The sequence below is a fragment of the Streptomyces sp. NPDC002076 genome (assembly GCF_053593835.1).
In genome coordinates this window covers 119,995-138,138 of the sequence record NZ_JBSFDI010000004.1, presented here as the reverse complement: position 1 = coordinate 138,138, position 18,144 = coordinate 119,995, and the positions used below count along the sequence as shown (strand labels likewise).

The window sequence follows — 18,144 nt, the reverse complement described above, 5'->3', positions numbered from 1 at the left end:
CGAGCCACATCAGCCTCACGCGTCCCTCCAAAGGGTCCCGAAGCACCCCAGGTGGCCGAGACCCGCCGTCAGGCGCCCGCGCCGAGTTCGCGGACCGCCGCCGCGAACGCGTCACCGCGCTGGTTGTAGTTGGTGAACATGTCCATGGAGGCGCAGGCCGGGGCCAGCAGCACCGTGTCACCGGGCTTCGCGAGCCGCTTCGCTTCCGTCACCGCCTGGAGCATCGCCCCAGTGTCGGTCCGGTCGAGGTCGACCACGGGTACTTCCGGGGCGTGTCGCGCGAGGGCGTCGCGAATCAGCTCACGGTCGGCGCCGATCAGGACGGCACCGCGAAGGCGCTTCGCCGACTTGGCGACCAGCTCGTCGAACGTCGCGCCCTTCGCCAGACCACCCGCAATCCATACGATCGACTCATATGCCGCCAACGAGGCTTCCGCGGCATGGGTGTTGGTCGCCTTGGAGTCATCGATGTACGCGACCCCGTGGAGGTCGGCGACGTGCGCGATGCGGTGCGCGTCCGGGCGGAAGGCCTTGAGGCCCTCCCGTACGGCCTTGGCGGGCACCCCGAAGGCACGCGCGAGGGCCGCCGCGGCGAGGGCGTTGGCGATGTTGTGCGGGGCCGGCGGGTTGATGTCGGAGACCTCGGCCAGCTCCTGGGCGTTCTTCTGCCGGTTCTCGACGAAGGCGCGGTCGACCAGGATGCCCTCCACGACGCCGAGTTGGGAGGGGGCGGGGGTGCCGAGGGTGAAGCCGACGGCCCGGCAGCCCTCCTCCACGTCGGCCTCGCGCACCAGCTCCTCGGTCAGCTTGTCGGCCACGTTGTAGACGCAGGCGACCCGATTTCCTTCGTAGATACGGCCCTTGTCCTTGGCGTACGCCTCCATCGAGCCGTGCCAGTCGAGGTGGTCCGGGGCGAGGTTGAGAACGGCGGCCGAGTGGGCGCGCAGCGAGGGCGCCCAGTGCAGCTGGTAGCTGGACAGCTCCACGGCGAGGACGTCGTACTCCTCGTCCCCGAGCACCACGTCCAGCAGCGAGACGCCGATGTTGCCCACGGCGGCCGTGCGCAGGCCCGCGGCCCGCAGGATGGACGCGAGCATCTGCACGGTCGTGGTCTTGCCGTTGGTGCCCGTGACGGCCAGCCAGGGCGCAGCGTCGGGTCCGCGCAGGCGCCAGGCCAGCTCGACGTCGCCCCAGACCGGCACGCCCGCTGCGGCCGCCGCCGTGAAGAGGGGCTTGTCGGGCTTCCAGCCGGGCGCGGTGACGATCAGCTCGGTGCCCTCCGGCAGGGTCGCCCCGTCGCCGAGGCGCACGGTGATGCCGAGCGCCTCCAGTTCGGCGGCCTGCTCACGCGCGCGTGCGTCGTCGCCGTCGTTGACGACCGTGACGACCGCCCCGCGCGCGTGCAGCACCTTCGCCGCCGGGACGCCGGAGACGCCGAGCCCGGCGACGGTGACGTGCTTGCCCTGGAAGTCGTAGAGCTCCGAGGTGGAGGTCACTTTTCCGCTGCCCATCCTGCATAGAAGAGGCCCAGTCCGACAATCACACAGATGCCCTGGATGATCCAGAATCGGACCACCACAAGGACCTCGGACCAGCCCTTGAGTTCGAAGTGGTGCTGGAGTGGCGCCATCCGGAAGACGCGCCTGCCGGTGAGCCGGAAGGAGCCGACCTGGATGACGACCGACATGGTGATGAGGACGAACAGACCGCCCATGATGGCCAGCAGCAGCTCCGTGCGGGAGAGGATGGCCAGACCGGTGAGGACACCGCCGAGGGCGAGCGAACCGGTGTCGCCCATGAAGATCTTCGCCGGCGAGGTGTTCCACCACAGGAAGCCCAGGCAGGCGCCCATCAGGGCGGAGGCGATCACCGCGAGGTCGAGCGGGTCGCGCACCTCGTAGCAGGCGGCCGGGTTCGTCAGGGTCTGCGCGTTGGCGCAGGACTCCTGGAACTGCCAGACGCCGATGAACGTGTAGGCGCCGAAGACGAGCACGGAGGCGCCGGTGGCCAGTCCGTCCAGACCATCGGTGAGGTTCACGCCGTTCGACATCGCGAGGATCATGAACAGCGCCCAGACGACGAACAGCACCGGGCCGATCGTCCAGCCGAAGTCGGTGATGAACGACAGCTTGGTGGAGGCCGGGGTGTTGCCACGGGCGTCGGCGAACATCAGCGACAGCACCGCGAAGGAGATGCCGACGATCAGCTGGCCGGCCATCTTCGCCTTGGCCCGCAGGCCCAGCGAACGCCGCTTGACGATCTTGATGTAGTCGTCGAGGAAGCCGACCAGGCCCATGCCGAACATCAGGCCGAGGACCAGGATCCCCGAGTAGGTGGGCGGGTAACCGGTGATGAGCTTGCTCAGGAAGTACGCGGCGATCGTCGCCAGGATGAAGGCGATACCGCCCATGGTCGGCGTACCGCGCTTGCTGGCGTGCTCGCGCGGACCGTCGTCACGGATGTACTGGCCGTAGCCCTTGCGGGCGAGGAGCTTGATCAGCAGCGGGGTGCCGATCAGCGTCAGGAAGAGGCCAATGACTCCTGAGAACAGGATCTGCTTCATCATCGGGCGGCAACCTCGCCCTCGGCACCGGTCTCGACGAGCGCCTGGGCAACGCTCTCCAGACCCACCGAACGGGACGCCTTCACGAGCACGACGTCCCCCGGGCGCAACTCGCTGCGCAACAGGTCGATCGCCGCCTGTGCGTCGGACACGTGCACCGACTCCTCACCCCACGAACCCTCGTTATATGCGCCCAGTTGCAGCCAGGAGGCCTCAATCCCCCCGACGGCGACGAGCTTGCTGACGTTGAGCCGGACGGCGAGCCGTCCGACGGCGTCGTGCTCGGCGAGCGCCTCGTCCCCCAGCTCGGCCATCTTGCCGAGCACCGCCCACGTGCGGCGCCCCTTGCCCATGGCCGCGAGCGCCCGAAGGGCGGCCCGCATGGACTCGGGGTTGGCGTTGTAGGCGTCGTTGACGATGGTCACGCCGTCCGGGCGCTCGGTGACCTCCATCCGCCAGCGGGAGAGGGAGCCCGCCTCGGAGAGCGCGGTGGCGATCTCTTCCGCGGACATGCCCAGCTCATGGGCGACGGCGGCCGCGGCGAGCGCGTTCGACACGTGATGCTCACCGTACAGGCGCATGGTCACATCGCTTGCACCGGAGGGTGTGAGAAGCCTGAAGGAAGGCTGTCCGCTGTCCGTGAGTCGCACGTTCTCGGCGCGTACGTCCGCTTCGGCCGACTCTCCGAAAAGGACCACCTTCGCCTTGGTACGGGGGGCCATGGCGCGGACCAGCGGGTCGTCGGCGTTCAGGATCGCGGCGCCGTCCTCCGGAAGGCCCTCGATGATCTCGCCCTTGGCCTGGGCGATCTGCTCGCGGCCGCCGAACTCGCCGATGTGGGCGGTGCCGACGTTGAGAACCAGGCCGATCCTGGGAGGCGTGAGGTCGGTGAGGTAGCGGATGTGCCCGATGCCTCGGGCGCCCATCTCCAGCACGAGGAACCGCGTCTCCTCGGTGGCGGACAGGGCGGTCAGCGGCAGCCCGATCTCGTTGTTGAGCGAGCCGGGGGTGAACACCGTCGGCGCCTTGCGCTGCAGCACCTGCGCGATCAGGTCCTTGGTGCTGGTCTTGCCCGCCGAGCCGGTCAGGGCGACGAGGGTCGCGCCGAGCCGGCGTACGACGTGCCGGGCGAGGGCGCCCAGCGCGGTCTGGACGTCGTCGACGACGATCGCGGGCACGCCGACCGGGCGCGACGCCAGTACGGCGACCGCGCCCGCCTCGATCACCTGCGCTGCGTAGTCGTGGCCGTCCACGCGTTCGCCGACGAAGGCGGCGAACAGGCTGCCGGGCACCACCTCGCGGGAGTCCCGGACGACCGGTCCCGTGACCTCCACGGACGGATCCGGTATGTCGTGCGTCTGCCCGCCGACGACTGCTGCGATCTCGGCGAGGGAGAGGGCGATCACAAGTTCATCCCCTGGATCTTCTGGATTTTCATCCCTGGGTTTTCTGGATGGCTTCGCGGAGCACCTGGCGGTCGTCGAAGGGACGGACCACGCCGGCGATGTCCTGGCCCTGCTCATGGCCCTTGCCCGCGACCAGCACGGTGTCGCCGGCCTGGGCGCGGCCCACGGCGGCGGCGATCGCGGCGGCCCGCTCCTCGAACAGGAGCACCTCGCCACGCTCGTGCGCGGGCACGGAGGCGGCGCCCTGGAGCATGGTCGCGAGGATCGCCAGGGGGTCCTCGGAGCGGGGGTTGTCGGAGGTCAGTACGGCCGTGTCGGCGAGCCGGGCCGCGGCGGCGCCCATCGGGGCGCGCTTGGTCCGGTCGCGGTCGCCGCCGCAGCCGAGGACCACGTGCAGGCGGCCCTTGGTGACCTTGCGCAGCGCCTTGAGCACGGACTCGACGGCGTCGGTCTTGTGGGCGTAGTCCACGACCGCGAGGTAGGGCTGCCCGGCGTCCACGCGCTCCAGCCGGCCGGGGACGCCCGGGACGGCGGCGATGCCGTCGGCGGCGGTCTGCGGGTCGAGACCGGCGGCAGCGAGCGCGACGACGGCGGCGAGGGTGTTCGCCACGTTGAAGGGACCGGCGATCGGCGACTTGGCGTGGATCCGCTCGCCGTCCGGGCCGACGACGGTGAACGTCGAGTCCACCGGGCCGACCTGGACGTCCTCGGCGCGCCAGTCGGCGTCGGGGTGGCCCTCGGCGGAGAAGGTGACGACGGGGACCGTGGCCTCCTCGGCCAGCCGGCGGCCGTACGCGTCGTCCACGTTGATCACGCCGAGTTTGCTGCGTTTCGGGGTGAACAGCTGTGCCTTGGCCCGGAAGTAGTCCTCCATGTCGGAGTGGAACTCCATGTGTTCCGGGCTGAGGTTGGTGAACACGGCGATGTCGAAGACACAGCCGTCGACCCGGCCGAGGACCAGGGCGTGGCTGGAGACCTCCATGGCGACCGCCTCGGCGCCTCTTTCGCGCATGACCGCGAACAGGGCCTGGAGGTCGGTGGCTTCGGGGGTGGTGCGCTCCGACTTGATGCGCTCGTCGCCGATGCGGATCTCCACCGTGCCGATGAGGCCGGCGGGGCGGGACGCGCCCAGGCCGCCTTCGACGAGATAGGCGGTGGTGGTCTTGCCGGAGGTGCCGGTGATGCCGATCTGGAGCAGATCGCGGCCCGGGTGCCGGTAGATCGTGGCCGCCAGCTCCCCCATCCGTCCGCGCGGGTCGTCGACGACCAGGACGGGCAGTCCGGTCGCGGCGGCGCGCTCGGCGCCCGTGGGGTCGGTGAGCACGGCGACGGCGCCCAGGCTCGCGGCCTGGGTGACGAAGTCGGCGCCGTGCAGCCGGGCGCCCGGGAGGGCGGCGTACAGGTCGCCGGGGCGGACGGCGCGCGAGTCATGGGTGATGCCCTTGATCTCGGCGGCGCCCTCCGGCGCGGTGACACCCAGCTGGTCGGCGAGCTCCGCGAGGGGTGTGGCGGGGAGCAGCGTCGGCCGGGGCAGTCCCGGATATGTCACGGGTTGGCCCTTCTGGGTGGTTTGGGACTGATCAGCGTGTGGCACGGCGGTGAGCGTACCGGGCGTACCCGCTCCGGAGCGAAGCGAGGGGTTCTCGGCCGCCTGGTTCCCGGGTTCCGGGGTGATCGTTGTCACGAGTTCGTTTCCTGGTGTTCCGGTGTGCTGATCAGGGCTTGTAGTCGACGGGCAGGTTCGCGGCCGGCGCCCCGGTCGGCGGGACCTGGAGGGTCTTCAGGGCGAACTCCATCACCTGCTTGTAGATGGGGCCACAGATCTGGCCGCCGAAGTAGCTGCCGGAGGTGGCGTTCTGGATGGCGCAGTAGACGGTGATGCGGGGGTTGTCCGCGGGTGCGAAGCCGGCGAACGACGAGGTGTACCCGTGGTACTTGCCGGTGGCCGGATCCACACGGTTGGCCGTGCCGGTCTTGCCCGCCACGTTGTATCCGGGGATGCGGGCCTTGACGCCGGTGCCCTGCTCGTCGTCCACGACGGACTCCAGCATCATGGCCACGGCCCGGGCCGTCTTCTCGCTGACCACGCGGGTCTGCTTGGGCTTGGGCGCGGGGGTGAAACGGCCGTCGGCGCCCTTGCTGCCGCGCACCAGGGTCGGCTCGATCCGGACCCCGCCGTTGGCGATGGTCGAGTAGACCGAGGCGGCCTGGACGGCGTTGATGGAGAAGCCCTGGCCGAAAGGAATCGTGTACTGCTGCGAGGTGGACCACTTCTGGTACGGCGCGAGGATGCCCGGGGTCTCGCCCGGGAAGCCGAGTCCGGTGTAGCGGCCGATGCCGAACTTGCGCAGGTAGGAGTAGAGGACCTTGTTGGCCTCGGGCTGCGTCCTGCCGAGCTGGCCGGTGGCCAGGATGGTGCCGATGTTGCTGGACTTGGCGAGGACGCCGTTCAGCGTGAGGTTCCAGGTGGCGTGGTCGACGTCGTCGGAGAAGAGCCGGTCGCCACGATGCAGCCGGTTCGGTACGACGACGTGGGTGAACGGAGTGGCCGCGTTCTCCTCCAGCACGGCCGCCATGGACATCACCTTGGCGGTGGAGCCGGGCTCGTAGGCGTCCTGGACGGCCGCGTTGCCCAGGGCCGCGCCGTCGGCCTTCGACAGGTCGTTGGGGTCAAAACCTGGCGAGTTGGCCAGGGCCAGGATCTGCCCGGTGCGGGTGTCCTGGACGACGACATAACCGCGGTCGGCCTTGGACTTCTTCACCTGTTGGGTGATGGCGTTCTGCGCGGCCCACTGGATGTCGCGGTCGATGGTCAGCTCGACGTCGGAACCGGGCACGGCGGGCGTCTCCGTCGATCCCGCCGTGGGCACCTCACGCCCTCCGGACTGGGCATAGCGGATCTTGCCGTCCTTCCCGGACAGCTGCTTGTTCAGCTCCTGCTCGATGCCGCCGCCGCCCTGTCCGTCGGCGTTGACCCAGCCCAGTATCCCGGCGGCGAGGTCGCCGTTGGGGTACACCCGCTGGCTGCTCGGGTCGGCGAAGACGCCGGCGAGCACGTTGACGGTGGTCTTGTCCGTCTCCGCCTTCTTGGCGAGCGCGGCCTTCAGGTCCTTGATCTGCTTCCAGACCTGCGGGGTCTGCCTGGTGGCGAGCCGGGCGTACCGGGAGTCCTTGTTCTTCGGCCGGAGCTTCTTCACGATGTCGCCCTGGCTCTGCCCGAGGATCGGCGAGAGCAGCGCGGCGGCCTGCTCCGGGCCGTCGTCGACCTTCAGCTGCTTGCTGCTGAACATCGTCGGATCGGCCGTGATGTCGTACGCGTCCTCGCTGATGGCGAGGGCCACGCCGTTGCGGTCGGTGATCCCGCCGCGCTCGGCGGCCAGCGTGTGCACGACATACCGGTTCTGCTCGGCCCGCGCGGCGTACGCACTGGCGTCGACGGCCTGCACCTGGAGCAGCCGTACGACGAAGGCGATCAGGACCAGGGTCAGCGTGAGGCTGACCAGGCGCAGCCGGGGTCGCGGGCTGCCGAGCCGGAGTGGGCGCTGATACGGCGGCCGAGCGCCGCTCGGCCGCCGCACCGGACGCGCACCGGGCGCGGGCTGCCGCTGTACGGCACTCCTCGGCCGCGGCGGCTTGGCCGGCCCGGGCACACGACGGCGCGGCGGTTCCCTGTCGGACACTTCCGTCACCTGCCGGGGGTCGGGGTGGGAATGGGCTGGGGGGTGGACGGGTGCGGGGGAACGGCCCCCGCGCGGGCGGAGGCGACAGCGGCCGACCGGGGCTGTCCCTGTGCCGGTGACGATGCGGTGGCGGAGGGCGTGACCGAGGCCGGCGTGGTGGGTGTGCCCGAGGTCGTGGGCGGGGCCGGAGCCGGGGTCAGGGCCTCGGGGGCGACCGGGTCGGTGAAGTCGGCGGACTCGGGGGTGGCGGCGCTCGGGACGCCCTTGATCCTGCCGTCGGAGCCGAGGAAGGCCGGGTCGCCGCCGGGGACCATGCCGAGTTGGCGGGCGCGGCGCTGGAGGGCGTCGGGAGAGGAGTAGGCGTCGATGTCCCGCTGGAGGGCCTGTTCCTCGTCGGTCAGGTTCTTCGTCCGCTTCTGCAGGTCGGCGAGCTTGAACGAGCCTTCGCTGAGCGCGGAGTTGAGCACCAGCAGTCCGATGAGACCGCCGCCGAGGAGCAGGACGACGAGCAGGACGAACGGGGTGCGGGCGGCCCGGGCCCGGCCGGCCGGAAAGAGCCGCACAAGCCGCGCGGCCCGCCCCTTCAACTGCGGTTTCCTACTCACGGCTCCCCCGGTCGGTCAGGGGCTCCTCGCAGCTCAGCCGCTCGCCCCGGAAACCCGCGCGGCACTCCGCATGACTACGGCGCTCCACGCGGCGCCCCGGGCAAGTCCCGGAGTCCCCGCGGCGCTCCCGGTGGCTCCGGGAACCCCCGAAGCACTCCCGGCGAGTCCCGAGATCCGCACGGCGATCCCAGCATGTTCCGGCGTCCCCACGGCAGCACTCCAGGCGAGTACGCGAACCCCCACGGCGCTCCCGGCAAGTCCCGAGGTCCACTCGGCACTCCAGGCGAGTCCGGGAACCCTCGCGGCACTCCCCGCGAGTCCCGAGGTCCGCACGGCGAGCCCGGCGCGCTCCGAAGTCCACTCGGCACTCCAGGCGAGACCTGGGACCCTCGCGGCACTCCCGGCGAGTCCCGAGAACCGCACGGCGAGGCCGGTGCGTTCCGGACTCGGCTTGGCGCTCCGGGCGAGCCAGGGAACCCCCGCGAGTGCGGGATCCCTCGTCGGTCCCCCGGTGCGGCCGGAGATCCTCGCGGCTGTCCTGGGGGGCTCGGCGAAGCATGCGGGCCGCCCGGTACCTGCGGGAGGCCACACGACCTCCCTGGCGAGTTCGGGAATGTCCCTGACGCCCCTGGTGAGACCGGCAATCCCCGTGAGTCCCCCAGTGGGTTCGGGAATCCAACCGACCCGTCTCGGTCACTCGGCGTCCTCCCTGATGCGTTCGGCGCCGCGCAGCCTGGCCGGTGCGGCCCGGCGGTTCTCGGCGACCTCTTCCTCGGTGGGAAGTTCGGCACCCCGGGTGAGCAGCTTGAGCCGCGGCTGGTAGCGCTCGGGCACCACCGGCAGCCCGGGCGGCGCGGTGGAGGCCGCGCCGGCCGCGAAGACCTGCTTGACCAGGCGGTCCTCCAGCGAGTGGTACGAGAGGACGGCGATGCGGCCGCCGACGTCCAGGGCCTTCACCGCCGCCGGGATCGCCCGCTCCAGGACGGACAGTTCACCGTTGACCTCGATGCGCAGCGCCTGGAAGGTGCGCTTGGCTGGATTGCCGCCGGTGCGCTTGGCGGCCTGCGGCAGAGCGTCACGGATCAGCTCGACCAGCCGCGCGCTGTTGCTGAACGGCTCCTTCTCGCGCTCGCGCACGATCGCGGCCACGATCCGCTTGGCCTGCTTCTCCTCGCCGTACGCGCGCAGGATCCGTACCAGTTCGCCCGCCGGGTAGGTGTTCAGGACCTCGGCGGCGCTGATGCCGGTCGTCTGGTCCATCCGCATGTCCAGCGGCGCGTCCTGCGCGTAGGCGAAGCCGCGGTCGGCCTCGTCCAGCTGCATGGAGGAGACCCCGAGGTCGAACAGAACGCCCTGCACGCGCGCGATGCGGAGCTTGTGCAGTACGTCGGGCAGCTCGTCGTAGACGGCATGCACCAGGGTGGCGCGCTCGCCGTAGGGCGCCAGCCGCTCGCCCGACAGGCGCAGCGCCTCCTTGTCCCGGTCGAGGCCGATCAGTCGCGCCTCCGGGAACCGGGTCAGCAGCGCCTCGCTGTGGCCGCCGAGGCCGAGGGTGCAGTCGACGACCACCGCTCCCGGGCGCTCCAGGGCGGGCGCCAGCAGGTCCAGGCACCGCTGGAGCATCACCGGGACGTGTCGACTCTGGCTCAAGGGGGCCTCTCATCTTCCGGCGGGCCCGCACGCACCGCCGGGTCCCCGCCAGCTCGTGTAGGGGAGGCCTGCCGGCGCCGGAAGCGTCAGCCGGACCGGGAGCGGGAGGAGGCCGAGCCGTACGTACGCGCCGCGCACGTGGGGAGACGGTCCGGGGTGAGCCGGGGTCTCCGGGGGTTTTACCAGCAGGGAGAGCCACGCCTCCCGCTTCGCGTCACTTTAGTCCACCCTGTCTCGCGGTCAATCAACCGGCCTGCGCGTCGCCTACCGCATCGCGGCGGGAGCCACAATTCGACGGGATTCATCCGTCCGGAGGAGGTTTGCCCTCCCTGTGGGGTAGCTCACAACAAGCCGCGATGACGTTTTTTGTCCCGCTCTCACAGGAGGACGGGACCGGGGGTGACCAGTAACGTCATGGGTATGACGACTTCCGCAGCAGTGCCCACTGGATCCGAAGGCGCCATAACCGACGCTGGCACCGTGACCGACCGCCTTGTCGAGTCCAACCAGACGTACGCCGCCGAGTTCACCGACCCCGGGATGGACGCCCGTCCCGTGCTCAAGGTCGCGGTCGTGGCCTGTATGGACGCGCGTCTCGACCTGCACGCCGCGCTCGGCCTGCAGCTCGGCGACTGTCACACCATCCGCAACGCGGGCGGTGTCGTCACCGACGACGTGATCCGGTCCCTGACCATCAGCCAGCGGGCGCTCGGCACCCGCAGCGTCGTGCTCATCCACCACACCGGATGCGGCATGGAGACCATCACCGAGGACTTCCGGCACGACCTGGAGATGGAGGTCGGCCAGCGGCCGGCCTGGGCGGTGGAGGCCTTCCGGGACGTCGACCAGGACGTACGCCAGTCCATGCAGCGCGTGCGCACCTCGCCGTTCCTGCTGCACACCGACGACGTGCGCGGTTTCGTGTTCGACGTGCGCACCGGTCTGCTGCGCGAGGTCGACCCGGCCTGACCGGCGGACCGGCCGGCCGCCCCGGAAGCATCCCGCCATCGCCGTATCGCCGTATCGAAGATGTGGTCGAAAAAGTCGTAAGACCGACATCGTGCGGGCAGTTGTCCACAGGCGAGTGACACGAATCGGTAACGGCGGCAAGAATGCGGGGAGTGGCGTCGCGCGGAACTTTTCCCGCGTGGTGTCCGTGTTTCGGGGTGGGCCGGTTTCGCACGTAGCGTCGGCCCGGAAAGAACGGGCCGAGGAGGGCCGGGTGACGACCTATGACGATCGAGCGAGCCTCACAGATCTGACCGCCACGGTGGAGCGGGTACGCGGTTCGGTGGAGGGCGTGATCGAGGGCAAGCCCGAGGTCGTACGGCTCGCGCTGACCGTGCTGCTCGCCGAGGGCCACCTGCTGATCGAGGACGTCCCCGGAGTGGGCAAGACGATGCTGGCCAAGGCGCTGGCGCGGTCCATCGACTGCTCGGTGCGGCGCATCCAGTTCACGCCCGACCTGCTGCCCTCGGACATCACCGGTGTGTCCATCTGGGACCAGCAGCGCCGGGACTTCGAGTTCAAGCCGGGCGCCATCTTCGCGCAGATCGTGATCGGTGACGAGATCAACCGCGCCTCGCCCAAGACTCAGTCGGCGCTGCTGGAGTCCATGGAGGAGCGCCAGGTCACCATCGACGGGCAGACGTACGAACTGCCCAGCCCCTTCATGGTGGTGGCCACGCAGAACCCGGTCGAGATGGAGGGCACCTACCCGCTGCCCGAGGCCCAGCGCGACCGTTTCATGGCCCGCGTCTCCGTCGGCTACCCGAGCGTGGAGGCCGAGTTGCAGATGCTGGACATCCACGGCGGGGTGAGCCCGCTGGCGGACCTGCAGCCGGTGGCGCACGCGCACGAGATCGTGAAGCTGATCGAGGCCGTGCGCGGGGTGCATGTCGCCGAGCCGGTCCGGCGGTACGCGGTGGAACTGGTCGCCGCCACCCGCACCCACCCCGACCTCAGACTCGGCGCCTCCCCGCGCGCGACGCTGCATCTGCTGCGGGCGGCCAAGGCGTCCGCGGCCCTCGCCGGCCGGGAGTTCGCGCTTCCGGACGACGTCCAGGCACTCGCCGTCGCCGTCCTCGCGCACCGTCTGCTGCCCACCGCCCAGGCCCAGCTGAACCGCCGTACCGCCGAGCAGGTCGTGCAGGAGATCCTGCAGCACACCCCGGTGCCCGCCGCGCCGGGGCAGCAGGGCGACTTCGGCGGACTCGGCCGTGGCGTTCCGGCGTATCCCCAGCAGCCCCCGCGGAGTCTGTGATGAGTGCCGGGGGGACGGGGCAGGCGGAGGCCGACCGCGGCGAGTCCGGCGGCGTCCGTACGGCCCTGGCGGGGCTGACCACCCGCGGCCGTTCCTTCCTGGCGGCCGGTATCGCGGCCGCGATCTGCGCGTACGTCCTCGGCCAGAGCGATCTGCTGCGGGTCGGCCTGCTGCTGGCCGCACTGCCCCTGACCTGCGCGACCGTGGTGTACCGCACGCGCTACCGGGTGGCCGGCACCCGTCGGCTCTCCCCCGCGCGCGTGCCGGCCGGCAGCGAGGCCCGGGTACACCTGCGGATGGACAACGTCTCCCGGCTGCCCACCGGCCTGCTGATGCTCCAGGACCGGGTGCCGTACGTCCTCGGGCCGCGCCCGAGGTTCGTGCTGGACCGGGTGGAGCCGGGCGGCCGCCGCGAGGTGTCCTACCGGGTCCGCTCCGACCTGCGCGGCCGCTATCCGCTGGGCCCGCTGCAGCTGCGGCTCACGGACCCCTTCGGAATGTGCGAACTCACCCGTTCCTTCTCGACGTTCGACACCCTCACGGTCATCCCGCGCGTGGAGCCGCTCGCCCCGGTCCGCTTCAGCGGCGAGGCCAAGGGGTACGGCGACGGGCGGCAGCGCTCGCTGGCCCTGGCCGGCGAGGACGACGTGATCCCGCGCGGCTACCGCTACGGCGACGATCTGCGCCGGGTGCACTGGCGATCCACCGCGCGCTACGGCGAGTTGATGGTGCGGCGCGAGGAGCAGCCCCGGCGCTCGCGCTGCACGGTCCTGCTGGACACCCGGGGCGGTGCCTACGAGGGCGCGGGCCCCGACTCGGCCTTCGAGTGGGCCGTCTCCGGCGCCGCCTCGGTGCTGGTGCACATGCTCGAACGCGGCTTCTCGGTACGGCTGCTGACCGACAGCGGCAGTGTGGTGCCCGGCGAGGGCGCCGACGGGTTCGCGGGCGCCGGCCAGGAGACCGCGGAGGCGGCCGGACTGATGATGGACACCCTCGCGGTGATCGACCACTCCGACGGCACGGGCCTCTCGCGGGCGTACGACGTGCTGCGCGGCGGCAACGAGGGGCTGCTGATCGCCTTCCTCGGCGACCTGGACGAGGAGCAGGCCACGACGGTCGCGAAGATGAGCCGGCGCAGCGGCGGCGCCGTCGCCTTCGTGCTGGATCCGGACACCTGGGTGCGGCAGGCGACCGATGTGTCGCGGCCCGGCGACCGGCACGCCGAGCGGCTGCGGATGCTGCGCGAGGCGGGCTGGACGGCGCTGAGCGTGCCCCGCGGCGCGGCACTGAACGGGCTGTGGCAGCAGGCGGACCGGGAGCGCTCGGGCCTGGCCGCGGTGGGCGGAGAGGCGACGCGATGAGCGGCCGGGCTCGACTGGCGCTGTGCGCGGCCGCGGCCACGCTGATGGCCTCCTGCGCGCTGCTGCCCCTGGTGGCCGAGCCGACCTGGCTGCTCCAGCTGGTCCCGCTGGTGGCCGTGCAGACCGGGGTGGGCGCGGCGGCCCGCCGGGTGCCGCTGGCCCGGCCGCTGACCGTGCTGGCGCAGGCGCTGGTCACCCTGGTGCTGCTGACTCTGGTCTTCGCGCGGGAGTACGCGGTCATCGGGCTGATCCCCGGCCCGGACGCCTTCCGGCACTTCGCCGACCTGCTCCAGCAGGGCTCGACCGACGTCAGCGAGTACGCGATACCGGCGCCGCTGACCGACGGCATCAAGCTGATGCTGATCGGCGGCGTGCTGCTGATCGGCCTGCTGGTGGACACGCTCGCGGTGACCTTCCGCAGCGCGGCCCCGGCCGGGCTGCCGCTGCTCGCGCTGTACTCGGTGGCCGCCGGGCTGTCCGACGGCGGCGCCGACTGGCTGTGGTTCCTGGTGGCGGCGGCCGGCTATCTGATGCTGCTGCTCGCGGAGGGCAGGGACCGGCTGGCGCAGTGGGGCCGGGTCTTCGGCGGCGCTCCCCGTACGCAGGGCTCCCCGGAGGACGGCGCGATGGCCCCGGTGCGGACCGGACGCCGGATCGGCGCGGTCGCGCTCGGTGCGGCCCTGGTGGTGCCGCTCGCCCTGCCCGCGATGCAGGGAGGCCTGCTGGACGCCGCCCGCACGGGCGTGGGAGTGGGCAACGGCGACGGCGGCACGATCTCCGCGGTCAATCCGCTGGTGTCACTGCGCGACAGCCTGAACACGAACAACGACCGCCAGGTGCTGTCCCTGAAGACCAGCACGAACGACATCTCGGACCTGTATCTGCGGATAGTGTCCCTGGACGACTTCGACGGCACCACCTGGAAGCCGGCCCAGCGGCACATCGTCGGCGTACCGGACAAGTTCCCGACGCCCATCGGCCTCGACGCGGACGTCAAGCGCGGCACGGTGACGACGACGGTCTCGGCGTCGGACTGGTACGCCCAGGACTGGCTGCCGATGCCGTACCCGCCGAGCGGTGTGCGGATCGGCGGCCGCTGGCGCTACGAGCCGGTCGGCATGACCCTGGTCGGCGACCACGACCAGACCACGCGTGGCGAGACCTACCAGGTCACCAGCCTGGACGTGCAGCCGACCGCGGAGCAGCTGTCCACCGCGCCGGAGCCGCCGGCGGCCCTGAAGCGCGAGTACACGAAGGTGCCGTCCTCGGTGCCGAAGGTCGTGGCCAGGACCGCCAAGGAGATCACCGCGGGCGCGCACAGCCACTACGAGGAGGCCGTCAAACTCCAGGACTACTTCGCCGTGACGGGCGGCTTCCAGTACGACACCCAGGTCGAGGTCGGCCGCGGCCCCGACGCCATCGCGACCTTCCTGAAGAAGAAGCAGGGCTTCTGCGTCCACTTCTCCTTCGCGATGGCGGCGATGGCCCGCACCCTCGGCATCCCGGCCCGGGTCGCGGTGGGCTTCGCGCCCGGTACCCCGCAGCCCGACGGCACGGTGGCGGTGAACCAGAAGGACGCACACGCCTGGCCCGAGCTGTACTTCGAGGGTGTGGGCTGGACCCGCTTCGAGCCGACCCCGACCCGCGGCACCACGCCGTCGTACACCCAGTCGGACACGCCCGGCAGCTCGCTGCCGGACCAGACCCTGCCGTCGCACCAGTCCTCCACGGCGCCCTCGGCGGCGGCCTCGCCGAGCCAGAGCTGTGCGCACGATGCGGTCAGGCTGCAGGGCTGCGACACCGGGTCCGCCGCGGCGGCCCCGCACAGCGGCGGCGGTGGCCCGGGCCCGTGGCGGTATGCCCTGATCGGCCTGGCCGCGCTGGTGGTCCTGGCGATTCCGCTGTCGCCGCTGCTGTGGCGGACGCGGGTGCGCTCGGTGCGGCTCGGCGGGCACGCCCGGACCGAGCAGGGCGCGGCCGCGCACGCCTTGGCGGCCTGGCAGGAGTTGACGGACAGCGCCTGGGATCACGGCATCGCGCCGGACGAGTCGCTGACCCCGCGCCGGGCGGCCGCCCGGATCGTCGAGCTCGGGCGGCTGGACCAGGCGACCGGTGGGGCGGTGCACCGGGTCGCGGACGCGGTGGAGCAGGTGCTGTACGCGCCCCGGCCGCGCCCGGCGGAGGGTACCGCGGCGGATGTGCGCCGGGTGATCGAGGGGCTGCGCGGCACGGCGAGCACCGGCACCCGGCTGCGGGCGCTGTTCCTGCCCCGCTCCTCGGTGCGGGTGCTGTGGGCGGTGTCGGCCCGCTGGTCGGCGCTCAGGGCGCGGGTGGCGGGGGCCCGGCCCGGCCGGCTGCGCCGGCCGTCCCAGCAGCAGGGCTGAGAGCATGTGTGAGGGGCGACCACCGCTGGTGGTCGCCCCTCACATGGTGTCTGTCGGTGTCCGGGGAACTCCGGGAAAACCGTCGGCCGGCTAATGGCCGTGTTCGTCCCGGCGGCGCTGCCAGCGCTCTTCGATGCGATCCATCATGGAGCGCCTCGGCCGCACCTGGCGACGAGCGGCACCCGCGGGCTGCTCGCCCGGCTTGGGAGCCTTGCGCCAGCCGGTGACGGCGAGCACGGCACAGCCCAGCATGACGAGGAAACCCACCACGCTGACCCAGATCAGCTGCGCGACCATTCCGGCCATGAGGAGCGCGATACCCACGAGGAAGCCTGCGACCGCCTGGTAGACCCGCCGCCGGGTGTACGTACGCAGCCCGCTTCCCTCAAGCGCCGACGCGAACTTGGGATCTTCGGCGTACAGCGCTCGCTCCATTTGCTCGAGCATGCGCTGCTCGTGCTCCGAGAGCGGCACGGAGTCCTCCTCATCGTGCAGTCGCCGGGGCGACCCGGGGGGTCCCTTCAGGATAGGCAGGGAATCGCCCCCGTGAAACCCGCCCCTCTACGCCAATTGGCCAACCGGAATCCGTCATGGCCGTCCCGGCTCGCTGAGGCTTCCATTCCCCGGCGGCCGACCCGTCATGCCGGGCGGTGTACCTCGATCATACGGCGCAAACCCCTCGATCGGGGGTCTTGTGGCGTACTCCATCCGCTGCCAAGGCCCTGATCAGCGGCGGGTCACGGCAGTCCGCTCAGCCCTCGGCGGCACCCGGCGTCTCACCGAGTACGTGCAGCTGGGTCGCGACGGAGTGGAACGCGGGCAGCTCGGCCGCGGCGGCCTCCAGCTTCAGGAGCGCGTCCAGGGCGCCGGGCTCGGTGTCCACGAGCACGCCGGGGACCAGGTCGGCGAAGACCCGCACGCCGTGCACGGCCCCGACGGTCAGGCCCGCGCCCTCGACCAGCGCGGTGAGCTGCTCGGCGGTGAACCGGCGCGGCATCGGGTCGCCGGCACCCCAGCGACCCTCGGGGTCCTGCAGCGCCTGCCGGGCCTCCGTGAAGTGGCCGGCGAGGGCGCGGGCGAGCACGGCGCCGCCGAGGCCGGCGGCGAGCAGGCTGAGCACGCCCTCGGAGCGCAGCGCGGCGACGGCGTTGCGGATGCCCTCGGCCGGGTCGTCCACGTACTCCAGCACGCCATGGCACAGCACGGTGTCGTAACCGCCGCGCTCGACCACGTCGAACAGGCCGTGCGCATCGCCCTGGACGCCGCGGACCCGCTCGGCGACGCCGGCCTCGGCAGCCCGGCGCTCCAGCGCGAACAGCGCGTTCGGGCTGGGGTCGACGACGGTGACGCGGTGGCCGAGCCGGGCCACGGGCACGGCGAAGTTGCCGCTGCCGCCTCCGGTGTCGAGGACGTCCAGTGACTCCCGTCCCGTGGCCTTGACCCGGCGGTCGAGGGCGTCCTGGAGGACCTCCCAGACCACGGCGGTACGCAGGGAGGCGCGGGGGCGCATCGGGTCCGACACGGCAGTTGACTCCTCGGCAGGGCTGGATCGCTTCAGGCGACTCCACCCTATTGCCTGCGCCGCCCTGCCGGTCACCGCGGACGGATACGGCCGGACGCGTCTCGAACGCCGGACTTCCCGTGGTCAGCCCGCGTCCGGAAGCTCACCGCGCGCGCTCGGGCCGTCCGGTTCCCCGGGATCCTGGCGGGGTTGGGGCAGGACCGGCTGGAGGACGAGCATCCGCTCGACGATGCGCAGGAACATCGCCACGTCCCGTATCAGGTCGTCGGCGTCGCGGCGGCTCGCGGCGCCCTGGATGCCGGCCTCGGCACGGGCCCGGCGGGCGGCGCCGGAGGCGAACAGCGCGCTCCACTCGGTCAGTTCGGGGGCGATCTCGGGCAGTACCTCCCAGGCGCTGCGGATCCGGGCGCGGCGGCGCGGGGAGGTCTCGGGGCGGCCGCGGGCGGCGAGCACGGCGGCGGCGGTGCGCAGGGCGGCGAGGTGGGCCGTCGCATAGCGCTCGTTCGGCGTTTCCAGGACGGTGGCCTCGTCCAGTGCGGCCCGGGCCTGGGCGAGCAGGTCGAGGGCGGCGGGCGGGGCCGTGGCCCGGCGGAGCACGGGGTGCACGTCGCTCGCCGGGCCGGTCAGTGAGGGGGCAGGGCCGGTGGCGCGGCGCCGGCGAGCGGCGGCTGCGGACGGGTTGGCCATGACGAACCTCCTGTCGTCTGGGT

14 protein-coding genes are annotated in these 18,144 nt (G+C 71.9%); 4 read left to right on the top strand and 10 right to left on the bottom strand.

Annotated features, from left to right (window positions below; genetic code table 11):
- Positions 1–68: 68 nt before the first annotated feature.
- From murD to rsmH, 7 genes are all read right to left on the bottom strand, one after another.
- Positions 69–1,511: a UDP-N-acetylmuramoyl-L-alanine--D-glutamate ligase gene (gene murD / locus ACWCQS_RS10305; RefSeq protein ID WP_451004031.1), complete on the bottom strand. Its 1,443-nt coding sequence runs from the start codon at positions 1,509–1,511 to the stop codon at positions 69–71.
- Complete coding sequence (gene mraY / locus ACWCQS_RS10300; RefSeq protein WP_450980683.1) at positions 1,493–2,566, bottom strand: phospho-N-acetylmuramoyl-pentapeptide-transferase; 1,074 nt, start codon at positions 2,564–2,566, stop codon at positions 1,493–1,495. The genes murD and mraY overlap by 19 nt, the downstream gene beginning before the upstream one ends.
- A complete protein-coding gene (locus ACWCQS_RS10295; protein ID WP_451004030.1) occupies positions 2,563–3,969 on the bottom strand; it encodes a UDP-N-acetylmuramoyl-tripeptide--D-alanyl-D-alanine ligase in 1,407 nt (468 codons plus the stop codon). Before ACWCQS_RS10295 ends, mraY begins: the two co-directional genes overlap by 4 nt.
- A 28-nt stretch (positions 3,970–3,997) precedes the next feature.
- On the bottom strand, positions 3,998–5,518 hold the full coding sequence (locus ACWCQS_RS10290) for a UDP-N-acetylmuramoyl-L-alanyl-D-glutamate--2,6-diaminopimelate ligase (RefSeq protein ID WP_451004029.1): 1,521 nt from the start codon (positions 5,516–5,518) through the stop codon (positions 3,998–4,000).
- 166 nt (positions 5,519–5,684) lie between these two features.
- Complete coding sequence (locus ACWCQS_RS10285) at positions 5,685–7,649, bottom strand: peptidoglycan D,D-transpeptidase FtsI family protein (RefSeq protein WP_451004028.1); 1,965 nt, start codon at positions 7,647–7,649, stop codon at positions 5,685–5,687.
- A gap of 5 nt (positions 7,650–7,654) precedes the next feature.
- The gene (locus tag ACWCQS_RS10280; protein WP_451004027.1) at positions 7,655–8,254 is read right to left on the bottom strand and encodes a septum formation initiator family protein; all 600 of its coding nucleotides are present in this window, start codon (positions 8,252–8,254) and stop codon (positions 7,655–7,657) included.
- A gap of 693 nt (positions 8,255–8,947) precedes the next feature.
- Positions 8,948–9,904 (bottom strand): 16S rRNA (cytosine(1402)-N(4))-methyltransferase RsmH, encoded by a 957-nt coding sequence (gene rsmH / locus ACWCQS_RS10275; RefSeq protein ID WP_388621456.1) that lies wholly within the window; start codon positions 9,902–9,904, stop codon positions 8,948–8,950.
- A 420-nt stretch (positions 9,905–10,324) separates the two neighbouring features.
- Between rsmH and ACWCQS_RS10270 the strand changes: the two genes are divergently transcribed.
- The 4 genes from ACWCQS_RS10270 to ACWCQS_RS10255 all read left to right on the top strand — a co-directional run bounded on the left by ACWCQS_RS10270 (position 10,325) and on the right by ACWCQS_RS10255 (position 15,912).
- Entirely contained in the window at positions 10,325–10,873 is a 549-nt protein-coding gene (locus tag ACWCQS_RS10270) for a beta-class carbonic anhydrase (RefSeq protein WP_388621458.1), read from the top strand.
- Positions 10,874–11,126: 253 nt separating this feature from the next.
- Positions 11,127–12,167: an AAA family ATPase gene (locus ACWCQS_RS10265; protein WP_450980688.1), complete on the top strand. Its 1,041-nt coding sequence runs from the start codon at positions 11,127–11,129 to the stop codon at positions 12,165–12,167.
- Positions 12,167–13,528 carry a DUF58 domain-containing protein gene (locus ACWCQS_RS10260; protein ID WP_451004026.1) on the top strand — a complete coding sequence of 454 codons (1,362 nt, stop codon included), beginning with the start codon at positions 12,167–12,169 and terminating at the stop codon, positions 13,526–13,528. The genes ACWCQS_RS10265 and ACWCQS_RS10260 overlap by 1 nt, the downstream gene beginning before the upstream one ends.
- Positions 13,525–15,912 carry a transglutaminase TgpA family protein gene (locus ACWCQS_RS10255; RefSeq protein ID WP_451004025.1) on the top strand — a complete coding sequence of 796 codons (2,388 nt, stop codon included), beginning with the start codon at positions 13,525–13,527 and terminating at the stop codon, positions 15,910–15,912. The genes ACWCQS_RS10260 and ACWCQS_RS10255 overlap by 4 nt, the downstream gene beginning before the upstream one ends.
- A gap of 90 nt (positions 15,913–16,002) precedes the next feature.
- Here ACWCQS_RS10255 and ACWCQS_RS10250 read toward each other — a convergent pair whose 3' ends face one another.
- The 3 genes from ACWCQS_RS10250 to ACWCQS_RS10240 form a co-directional block, all read right to left on the bottom strand.
- Complete coding sequence (locus ACWCQS_RS10250; protein ID WP_451004024.1) at positions 16,003–16,386, bottom strand: DUF3040 domain-containing protein; 384 nt, start codon at positions 16,384–16,386, stop codon at positions 16,003–16,005.
- A 277-nt stretch (positions 16,387–16,663) separates the two neighbouring features.
- Positions 16,664–17,434, bottom strand: a complete 771-nt coding sequence (locus ACWCQS_RS10245; RefSeq protein ID WP_451004023.1) for a methyltransferase — start codon at positions 17,432–17,434, stop codon at positions 16,664–16,666.
- Positions 17,435–17,557: 123 nt separating this feature from the next.
- On the bottom strand, positions 17,558–18,121 hold the full coding sequence (locus ACWCQS_RS10240; RefSeq protein ID WP_388621469.1) for an SAV_6107 family HEPN domain-containing protein: 564 nt from the start codon (positions 18,119–18,121) through the stop codon (positions 17,558–17,560).
- Positions 18,122–18,144 lie beyond the last annotated feature (23 nt).

Bases quoted from the DNA above. Each gene is read 5' to 3' on its own strand.
- murD (WP_451004031.1), bottom strand. From the start codon at position 1,511: ATGGGCAGCGGAAAAGTGACCTCCACCTCGGAGCTCTACGACTTCCAG.
- mraY (WP_450980683.1), bottom strand. From the start codon at position 2,566: ATGATGAAGCAGATCCTGTTCTCAGGAGTCATTGGCCTCTTCCTGACG.
- ACWCQS_RS10270 (WP_388621458.1), top strand. From the start codon at position 10,325: ATGACGACTTCCGCAGCAGTGCCCACTGGATCCGAAGGCGCCATAACC.
- ACWCQS_RS10260 (WP_451004026.1), top strand. From the start codon at position 12,167: ATGAGTGCCGGGGGGACGGGGCAGGCGGAGGCCGACCGCGGCGAGTCC.
- ACWCQS_RS10255 (WP_451004025.1), top strand. From the start codon at position 13,525: ATGAGCGGCCGGGCTCGACTGGCGCTGTGCGCGGCCGCGGCCACGCTG.
- ACWCQS_RS10240 (WP_388621469.1), bottom strand. From the start codon at position 18,121: ATGGCCAACCCGTCCGCAGCCGCCGCTCGCCGGCGCCGCGCCACCGGC.